Annotated in this window: 11 protein-coding genes; 9 read left to right on the top strand and 2 right to left on the bottom strand. The window is 54.7% G+C overall.

Annotated elements, in window-relative coordinates; genetic code table 11:
* The coding region (locus AC0LWT_RS01370; RefSeq protein ID WP_474679416.1) for a L,D-transpeptidase at positions 1–627 on the top strand (627 nt) is incomplete at its 5' end.
* Positions 628–747: 120 nt separating this feature from the next.
* Here the strand turns inward: AC0LWT_RS01370 and AC0LWT_RS01365 are convergent.
* On the bottom strand, positions 748–882 hold the full coding sequence (locus tag AC0LWT_RS01365) for a hypothetical protein (RefSeq protein ID WP_474679415.1): 135 nt from the start codon (positions 880–882) through the stop codon (positions 748–750).
* A 261-nt stretch (positions 883–1,143) separates the two neighbouring features.
* On the opposite strand from AC0LWT_RS01365, the gene AC0LWT_RS01360 reads away from it, so the two are divergent.
* The 7 genes from AC0LWT_RS01360 (at position 1,144) to AC0LWT_RS01330 (ending at position 6,558) form a co-directional block, all read left to right on the top strand.
* On the top strand, positions 1,144–2,241 hold the full coding sequence (locus tag AC0LWT_RS01360) for a quinone-dependent dihydroorotate dehydrogenase (protein WP_474679837.1): 1,098 nt from the start codon (positions 1,144–1,146) through the stop codon (positions 2,239–2,241).
* A 28-nt stretch (positions 2,242–2,269) separates the two neighbouring features.
* Positions 2,270–3,073 (top strand): GTP diphosphokinase, encoded by an 804-nt coding sequence (gene yjbM / locus AC0LWT_RS01355; RefSeq protein ID WP_474679836.1) that lies wholly within the window; start codon positions 2,270–2,272, stop codon positions 3,071–3,073.
* Positions 3,074–3,077: 4 nt separating this feature from the next.
* Positions 3,078–3,497, top strand: a complete 420-nt coding sequence (locus AC0LWT_RS01350) for a DUF309 domain-containing protein (RefSeq protein ID WP_474679414.1) — start codon at positions 3,078–3,080, stop codon at positions 3,495–3,497.
* A gap of 4 nt (positions 3,498–3,501) precedes the next feature.
* On the top strand, positions 3,502–4,521 hold the full coding sequence (locus AC0LWT_RS01345) for an ABC transporter ATP-binding protein (protein ID WP_474679413.1): 1,020 nt from the start codon (positions 3,502–3,504) through the stop codon (positions 4,519–4,521).
* Positions 4,518–5,333 carry an ABC transporter permease gene (locus AC0LWT_RS01340; RefSeq protein ID WP_474679412.1) on the top strand — a complete coding sequence of 272 codons (816 nt, stop codon included), beginning with the start codon at positions 4,518–4,520 and terminating at the stop codon, positions 5,331–5,333. The genes AC0LWT_RS01345 and AC0LWT_RS01340 overlap by 4 nt, the downstream gene beginning before the upstream one ends.
* Before the next feature lie 54 nt (positions 5,334–5,387).
* Entirely contained in the window at positions 5,388–6,173 is a 786-nt protein-coding gene (locus AC0LWT_RS01335; protein ID WP_474679411.1) for an ABC transporter permease, read from the top strand.
* A gap of 64 nt (positions 6,174–6,237) precedes the next feature.
* Positions 6,238–6,558: a hypothetical protein gene (locus AC0LWT_RS01330; RefSeq protein WP_474679410.1), complete on the top strand. Its 321-nt coding sequence runs from the start codon at positions 6,238–6,240 to the stop codon at positions 6,556–6,558.
* Between the two features lie 167 nt (positions 6,559–6,725).
* On the opposite strand, the gene AC0LWT_RS01325 is transcribed toward AC0LWT_RS01330, so the two are convergent.
* Complete coding sequence (locus tag AC0LWT_RS01325; RefSeq protein ID WP_474679409.1) at positions 6,726–7,235, bottom strand: thioredoxin family protein; 510 nt, start codon at positions 7,233–7,235, stop codon at positions 6,726–6,728.
* 156 nt (positions 7,236–7,391) lie between these two features.
* On the opposite strand from AC0LWT_RS01325, the gene AC0LWT_RS01320 reads away from it, so the two are divergent.
* The gene (locus AC0LWT_RS01320; protein ID WP_474679408.1) at positions 7,392–8,912 is read left to right on the top strand and encodes an RsmF rRNA methyltransferase first C-terminal domain-containing protein; all 1,521 of its coding nucleotides are present in this window, start codon (positions 7,392–7,394) and stop codon (positions 8,910–8,912) included.
* Position 8,913 lies beyond the last annotated feature (1 nt).

Here is an 8,913-nt window from a genome sequence, read left to right as displayed (position 1 = left end):
GCCGGCGCCGGCGCCGGCGCGAAGCCCTCCGGGAGCGAGCCTGAGAAGCAGGTGCCCGTGGAGCCTGCCGCGACTCCAACCGCCGCTCCGTCTCAAAGTCCGGCCGGCACGCCGCTTGAGCAAGCGTCCACTTCGCCGCTTCAAGAGCCGGTGAGCATCGTGATCGACACGGACAAACACCGCCTGGCGCTGGTTAGCGGGAATTACATACTTCGCAGCTACCCGGTAGGGCTCGGTGGCGACAAAACGCCGGAAGGCGAGTTCGTCATCAGTGAAAAAGTGCGCAATCCCAACGGGAGATCGAACGGAGAATTCGGCAGCAGAGGAATGACCCTCTCCGATACGCTGTATGCGATTCACGGCACGAACAAGCCGTCCAGCGTCGGGAAGGACGAATCGCACGGCTGCGTGAGAATGCTGCAGGCGGATGTGGAGGAACTGTACGATATGGCGCCGCAGCAAACCAAAGTAACGATCGGAAAAGGGCTGCTCCCGGACGATACCCCCGGCTCCGTGAACGATGGCTCAGGGGGCGGAGCGGGAAGAGGGAACCCCGGCAAAGCGTTCGGTGTCCCGCTGCAGACGAATGACTCCAATCCGAATAAAAAGTACAAATGGCTGGATTAATCGGCTTGCCGGCAAATCAAACAGACAGAAGTTCCGAAAGAGGGACCTTCTGCCGCAGAGCTTGAGTAAGCGATTGCAAAAAGTGAGGCATCAATGGATCGATATAAGCGAACGAACGGCTTATTTGTTTACAATAAGCAGCACCGTCATTGCTATAATAACAGCGAGCAGGATAGAGCCTGTCCAAATGATGGCTTTTTTGTTCACCTCGTCTTTGGCTTTCCGTCCGGCATAAGCGGTTTTTCTTTTTGACATGCGATCACCCGTTTCTTCTGGATTTTGAGCGTATGCCTATTTTATCACAAAAATCCCGATTCTTTGAATATGAAAGTTTTAGGTTAGCGCTATAGTTTGAGTAAAATGAGGTTCCTTGCAGATTGTGCGGCTGCGGGGAATTTTTGTTTGTGAACATAAATTGGCCCGAGAAACGGTTTTGTAACCGTTCTGTTGATTGCATAAATGGACATTGTCGGATAAACTGACTGTTAGAGTCATTGGAGAACGGAGTGTATGGACATGTTGTATCGAGCGTTAGGCAAACCGATTTTGTTCCGGATGGACCCGGAAAGTGCGCATCACCTGATCATTAACGGTTTAAGCGGGGTAGGCGCTTTTCCCGGCGGCAAGCAGATGCTGAAGGCCGTATGGGGCGTCGGCTATGCGCCGCAGATGGCGCAAAATTTGTGGGGGATCGACTTTCCGAATCCCGTCGGGCTGGCTGCAGGTCTGGATAAAAATGCCAAGGCTGTAAAAGGATTTTCCCAGCTTGGCTTCGGCTTTATGGAAGTAGGCACAATTACGCCGAAGCCGCAGCCGGGCAACGAGCAGCCGCGTTTGTTCCGTCTGCCGGCGGATTATGCGCTGATCAACCGGATGGGCTTCAACAATGTCGGCGTGGAAGAAATGGCCCGCAACTTGCAGAAAGCGGGAAAAAGGGATATTCCGGTAGCTATTAATATCGGCAAAAACAAAACAACGCCCAACGAGCATGCCGAGGACGATTATCGGACGTGCATCCGGGCGCTGTATCCTTACGGCGATTTTTTTGTGGTGAACATCAGCTCACCAAACACGCCGGATTTGCGTAATTTACAGCATGGGAACGATTTATGCAGGCTGCTGGATGCGGTTACCGATGAGATGCAGATGCAGCAGGAAAAGCACCGCCATCCGGGCAAACCTGTATTGGTCAAAATTGCTCCGGATCTTTCGGACGACGAACTGGAGCTTACAGTAAAAACGATCCGGGACAGCGGAGTATCCGGAATTATCGCGACGAATACGACGCTGAGCAGAGCGGGGACGAACCATCCGAAACGTTTGGAGTCCGGCGGCTTGAGCGGCAAGCCGTTAACCGAACGCTCGACCGAGGTGGTGCGCCGCGTATACCGGCTGACGGAGGGCCAGCTGCCGATCATCGGCTCCGGGGGAATTTTTTCCGCACAGGATGCATATGACAAAATACGGGCCGGAGCCAGCCTCGTGGAAGTGTACACCGCGATGATATATGAAGGTCCGGGTTTGTTGAGCCGTCTGAATACAGGGCTGCAGGCACTTCTTAAGAAGGACGGATTCACACATATTTCCCAGGCAATAGGCGCGGATCATAAGTGACTTCATCACGAATGGAGGGCAGTGTATGATGGATGGACGAGACTGGAAAAAATTTCTACTCCCCTACGAACAATCGGTGGAAGAGTTGAAAGTTAAATTCAAGACGCTCCGTGGCGAGCTCAAAAGCAGAGAAGAATATTCTCCCATCGAATTCGTGACCGGGCGCGTCAAAAAAATATCGAGCATTTTGGAGAAAGCCAAACGGCTGAATGTGTCCATGGATCAGTTGGAATCCGGGATTGAAGATATCGCAGGCATTCGGATTATGTGCCAATTCGTGGAGGACATCGAACGGTTGGCGGATTTGATTCGGGCCCGGCAGGATATGTCTGTCGTGTACGAGAAAGACTATATAACGAACAAAAAGCCAAGCGGCTACAGAAGCTTTCATATTATTATCGAATATCCGGTGCAAACGGCGTTGGGGATGAAGAGAGTGCTCGCCGAGGTGCAAATTCGCACATTGGCGATGAACTTTTGGGCGACTATCGAGCATTCGCTCAATTATAAATATAAAGAAACGCTGCCGGAGGATGTCAGAAACCGTCTGAGCAAAGCCGCCGAGGCGGCATACCTGCTGGATCGGGAAATGTCCCTGATCCGCGATGAAATCGTGGAAGCCCAGCTGATGTTCGAGGATAATTCCAACTTGGTCAACAAAGTGTTGAATCATATCCAGGAGCTTTACTTTTATCACCGGGTCCGCGAAGCCGCGCAATTCCAGCTGCGTTTCAACGAAATTTGGGAAAACGAGGACGTATGGCGTTTAAGCGATCTGTCGGCGGAACTTGAGGCAGCCATCGCAAGAGCCAAAAAAGGGGAGTATTCCTGATACGATGAATCATTACGACCGTTTATATGTACAATATTTGTACTACTTTAACGAAGCCCGGGACTATTTTGAATGCCATGAGGTTATGGAGGAGCTTTGGCTGGAAGAAGGCCGAAATCCTCTTTATCAAGGTCTGCTGCAAATTGCGGTAGGCCTCTATCATCATGCGAACGGAAACGTAAGCGGTTCCATCAAGCTGTTCACCGCCGGGCTGGATAAGTTGGAAACTTACCCGGCACACAGCCTGGGCATCGATCTGCAGCGGTTGAGAAGCGACAGCCATACGTATCTGGCCAAGCTGCTGCATATCCGGGAGGAACCTTTCGAGCCTTATGATCTGGACATTCGCATCGTCGATGAGCGTCTTCAGGAGCTGCTGGAGGAACTGAAACGAAATCCGCCTATTCCGGGCGAGGAGGGATGATTTGATGATTGAGGTGCACCGGCTGAGCAAGCATTATCAGGTGCATGAGCGGGAGCCGGGTTTTGCGGCGTCCCTCAAAAGCTTATTTAACCGCAAATTCCGGACAGTCAAGGCGGTTGACGACGTATCGTTCCACATTCCGGAAGGAGAGATCGTAGCCTTCCTGGGGCCGAACGGGGCGGGGAAAACGACGACGATGAAGGTGCTGGCAGGCTTGCTCCACCCTTCCGGCGGCGACGTGAAGGTGGGCGGCTTCGTTCCTTTTGAACACAAAAAGGAATTCAAAAAGCAGATCAGCCTGGTCATGGGGCAAAAGAGCCAGCTGATTTGGGACGTTCCGGCGGCGGAAACGTTTTTGGTCAACAAAGTGATCTACGAAATTCCCGAGCAGGAATATCGGGAAACGCTGGATGACCTGGTGCAGCTGCTTGAGCTCCAGGATGTGATCCGCAAGCCGGTGAGACAGCTGTCGCTCGGCGAGCGGATGAAATGTGAGCTGGCTGCGGCTCTGCTGCATCGCCCGCGCATCGTTTTTTTGGATGAGCCGACGATCGGGCTCGACGTCAATATGCAGGAAGTGATGCGCCGCTTCATCCAGGATTACAACAGCAAGTACAAAGCGACGATTTTGCTGACCAGCCACTACATGGCCGACGTGACTGCGCTTTGCGAACGCGTGCTCGTCATTGGCCGGGGCAGGCTGCTTTACGACGGAGCTATCGCCCGATTGATCGACAAATATGCGCCGAACAAGCGCATACAATTGCAGTTCGCCCGGCATGTTCAGCGGCCGGACATCGACGATGCCGCGCAGCGTTCGGGCGGCAGGCTCGTTACATACGATTTTCCGAAAGCCGAATTGGAGGTGCCCCGCGAGCAGGTGTCGGAGCTGTCCGCACATCTGTTGACGCACTTTGAGGTGCTTGACCTGACGATTGAGGACCCGTCGATGGAATCGGTCATTTCGCAAGCTTTCGAAGCGGGAGCGGAGCCGGAAGCGGAAGAAGACGGTGGGGCGCGATGAACGCTGTACGGCTGTTTTGGAGCAAATATAAAGTGCTGCTGAAGATGGAATGGGCGGTCATGTTCGCCTACCGGAGCGAAAGCGTCATCTGGATGGTCGGAGCGTTCGTTCAGCCGCTGGTCAGTCTAGCGGTCTGGCTTTCCATCAGCGGCAGCGGGTCTGTCGCCGGCTACGACGCCCACGATTATATCGTGTATTTTCTCGGCGTGCTGCTCGTTGACCGGTTGACCAGCACATGGGACGTATGGGAGCTGGATGCGAGTATACAGGACGGTTCCTTGTCTTCCAAACTCGTCCGGCCGTTTCATCCGATTCATTGGAGCATTGCGCAAAATCTCGTGTATAAGCTGTTTTTTGCCGTTTTCCTCATCCCCGCCTGGATTGTTTTGGCTTGGCTGTTTCCTGTGCTCAGGCCGGACGGCACTCCGGCAACTTACCTGCTCACGGCGCTGGCGATCCTGCTTTCCTCGGCGCTGCGCTTCCTGATCGGGTTTGAATTCGGGCTGCTCGCGTTCTGGACGAATCGGGCGACGGCGATTTACGCGCTGTTTGAGGGCATCCACTTGTTTCTGGCGGGACGGCTTGCCCCGCTTACCATGTTCCCGTCCTGGATCGAAGAAGCCGCTTCATGGCTGCCTTTTTACGGAACGGTCGGTTTTCCCGTCGAACTGTTGACAGGCAAGCTGGAAGCAGGCTCCGCCGCCGTATTCCAGCAATTTGCGATTCAACTTGCGTGGCTCGTTGTGCTCGCTGCCGTCTACCGCTGGGAATGGAAGCGCGGATTGCGGAAGTACGGAGCCGTAGGCGGATAGTCGGACAGTCGGACGGTTACAAATAGGCGCATTGAAGGAGGTCAGAGGACAGCGATGAAATATGTGCGGCTGTTTCGCGAATTTTTACGGGCCTGCCTCGTCGAAGAGTTTGAGTACAGGGCCAATTTTGCCGCGAATTTGCTCGGTACCGTCTTTTGGCTCGGGATGGCCGTGCTGACGGTTCAGCTTTATTTTTACCGGACGCAGCAGGTCGGCGGCTGGGGATTTTACGAAGTGCTCGTGCTGCTGGGCATTTTCAACGCCATACACGGGTTTATCGAATTTTTTCTGCAGCCGAATATGTCCCGCCTTGTGAGCCATATCCGCAAAGGGACGCTGGACTTCGTCCTGACCAAGCCTGTGGACAGCCAATTTTATATCAGCTTCAGGCATTTGGTGTTTTGGCGTCTGGCCGATGTGGTGCTCGGCCTTGGCTTGGTCGCGTTTGCGCTGTGGCGGATGGGCGCCGTGCCTACAGCCGGGCAGACGGCCATTTTTGTGGTCGTGTTCGCTGCGTCGCTCGTCGTCGTCTATTCCCTTTGGATGGGCATGATGATATTTTCGTTCTGGGCGGTGAAAGTCGACAATTTGTCGTTCCTGTTCAGCTCGGTGTTTGAAACGGCGCGGTTTCCGGTTACGGTGTACAAAGGTTTGCTGCGGCTCGCGCTCACCTATATTTTTCCGATCGCCTTCATCACTACGTACCCTGCAGCGGCCATAATCGGCAAGCTGACATGGCTGCAAGCCGGCTTGAGCTTGGGGATAGCGGCCGTGTTCTTCGGGCTGGCCAGATGGTTCTGGATGTTTGCACTCAGGCGCTACACTAGCGCAAGCAGTTAGGTATGCATAAAAGCAACTCCACCCGCCAGACTCTAGGGTTCGGTGGGTGAACTGAGTAGAAGGCATGAACAAAATAGCCTCAATGTGCCTGACTATACGAAGAAAACCTGCAAAAATACATGAATTTGCGTCCTTTACCGCTGGCTGCGATGAATTCCTGCAAAAGTGCAGGCTTTTCACCGAACACATGGACTCAGATTCACTTTCGCCGAAAATTCCTGCACTTTTGCAGGTTTTTTGCCAAAATAAGCCGATTTTGCAGAAAAAACATGCACTTTCGCAGGCATTTTTTCTATTGAGCTGCTTTCTGCCCAGTTGCACAGTTCCGGGAGAGGCACAAGTTGGGAAAAAGCGGCTGTCCCCTAAATTATTCCGTTTCTTCTGACCTTAACAAAGCGTCGCGACTTTCTTTGGAGTGATCTAGAAAATAAAGGAACTATCATAGGAGTCCGGTGGGCGAACACAATGGAAGTGTGCGCGAAACGGCGGCGGATGAAACAAACCCCCTGGCTTTTATTCCGGGAAACCGGAGCCAGGGGGTTGCTGCGTCAATCAGCTTTTGTATTTTTCGAAAAATGCTTTGAATTGTTCCGGCTTGTTCCCGACATTCGGATCGCCTTCGGGAATGCCGCCTTCCATACGCGCCACTTCTACGCCGTTTTTGTAATACACGAGTGTAGGAGTGGACTGGATGTTGTATTTTTGCCAGCCGTCTTTAAACTCTTCCAGATTAAATTGCTTGACATCGATGCCGAGCTCTTTTTCCATCGGCACAAGGACAGGCGTCGTCACTTTACAGTGCGGGCAGGTCGAGGCGAAATAGTACTGGAAAAACGTTTCCTTGTTTTTAAGTCTTTGATCCAGGTCTTTCGGCAAAATGATGTTTTGATAGTTCGGATCGTTCAGCTGTTTGACGGTTTCCGGATGCAGTTTGCTGACTGAAACTCCGTATGGATTGTACGGATAGTCTTTATCCGCCGATTTGTTGGATTGTTGGTTGACCCAGTAAAGACCTCCAAATAAAATAACGACGATACCGAGATAGATGAACAGCTTTTTCATTATGCACCTCTTTTAATAATTTACTTCCTAACATCTTCTATAAAAAGAATAGTAATTCCTCTTCAATTCAAGAAAATAATTGGCTGTTTCGTGACAAGTCGGCTATAATACCGATATATTACAGGACAATGATTGCGGAAAGGGATCGATACGAGCATGAGCAGCAAGCTTCCTGCCGGTTTTTTACACAAGATGAGCGATTTGCTGGGCAGGGATGAATTTGAGTCATTTCTGGATTCCTATGAACGGCCGAGAACGTACGGCCTCCGCGTGAATGCGGTCAAGATCGCGGCCCAAGATTTCGAGAGCAAGTCCCCTTTTGCGATTAGCCCTGTGCCCTGGGCGGCCGAAGGATTTTATTACGAAGAAGGCGCCCGGCCCGGCAAGCATCCTTACTATCATGCGGGGCTGTACTATATTCAGGAGCCGAGCGCGATGGCGCCGGTTGAACTGCTGGATGTCAAGCCCGGGGAGCGGGTGCTGGATCTGTGCGCGGCACCGGGCGGCAAGTCGACTCAAATCGCGGCCAAGCTGCAGGGCGAAGGGGTGCTGGTCGTCAATGACATCCATTCGGATCGGGTTAAAGCGCTAGTGAAAAATTTGGAGCTGTCCGGCGTCAGAGGCGCGGTTGTGCTGAACGAGAAGCCGGAGCGGATGATTTCCGTTTTTCGCGGTTATTTCGATAAAATTTTGATCGATGCCCCGTGTTCCGGCGAGGGGATGTTCCGCAAGGAAGAGGACATGACGGCGCAGTGGGAGCGCCATTCCGTAACGGAATGCTCCCTCATGCAGCGGGAGCTGCTCGACCAGGCCGCGCAGATGCTCGCTCCCGGGGGCACGATGGTCTATTCGACGTGCACGTTCTCGCCGGAGGAGAACGAGGCGCAAATCGCCGCGTTTCTCGACCGGCGAGAGGATTTCGCTGTGGTCGACGCCGCAGCGTTCGACCGGGGGCGCCCGGACTGGCTGCGGGCGCCGTGGGCCGACCCGGGCGCGTTCTCGCCGCGCGCCCGCGAAGCCGTCGCCGCAACGGCGCGGCTGTGGCCCCATCGCCTGCAGGGCGAGGGCCACTTCGCCGCGGTGCTGCGGCGCGAAGGCGCATCCGCCGGGCCTGCGGCGGCGGATGCCGCGATCGGTGCCGGCGCAGAGTCGGCACCGGCTGCAAAGCGCAGCGGCCGCGAGGCGCTGCGCCAGGGCAAGGGCCGCGCAGAACCGCCGCGCGCGGCCGTGAGCCTGGAGCCGCTGCAGGCGTTCGCGCGCGAGCTGCTGCGCAGCGAGCCCTTCACCGCCGGGCGGCTCGTCTGCTACGGCGAGCACGCGTACGCGCCGCCGGCGGGCCTGCCCGAGCTGCACGGACTGAAAGTCGTGCGGCCGGGCTGGTACATCGGCGCGCTGCACCGCGGCCGGTTCGAACCGTCCCATGCGCTTGCCATGGGACTGCGCATGAGCGAAGCGAAGCGGGCGATCAGCCTCGCTTCGGACGATGCGCGCGCCCTTCGGTACTTGAAGGGCGAGACGCTGGAGGTCGCGGAAGACGAGATCGTCCGCGACCCCGGGGACACTCCTGCAGCCAAGGGCTACTGCCTGGTTTGCATAGACGGCTTTCCCGTCGGCTGGGGCAAATGGCACGACGGAATGCTCAAAAACGAATACCCGCCCGGTTGGAGGTGGACTTAAT

The sequence above is a fragment of the Paenibacillus sp. sgz302164 genome (assembly GCF_056120505.1).
This window is presented reverse-complemented; position numbering and strand designations above follow the sequence as displayed.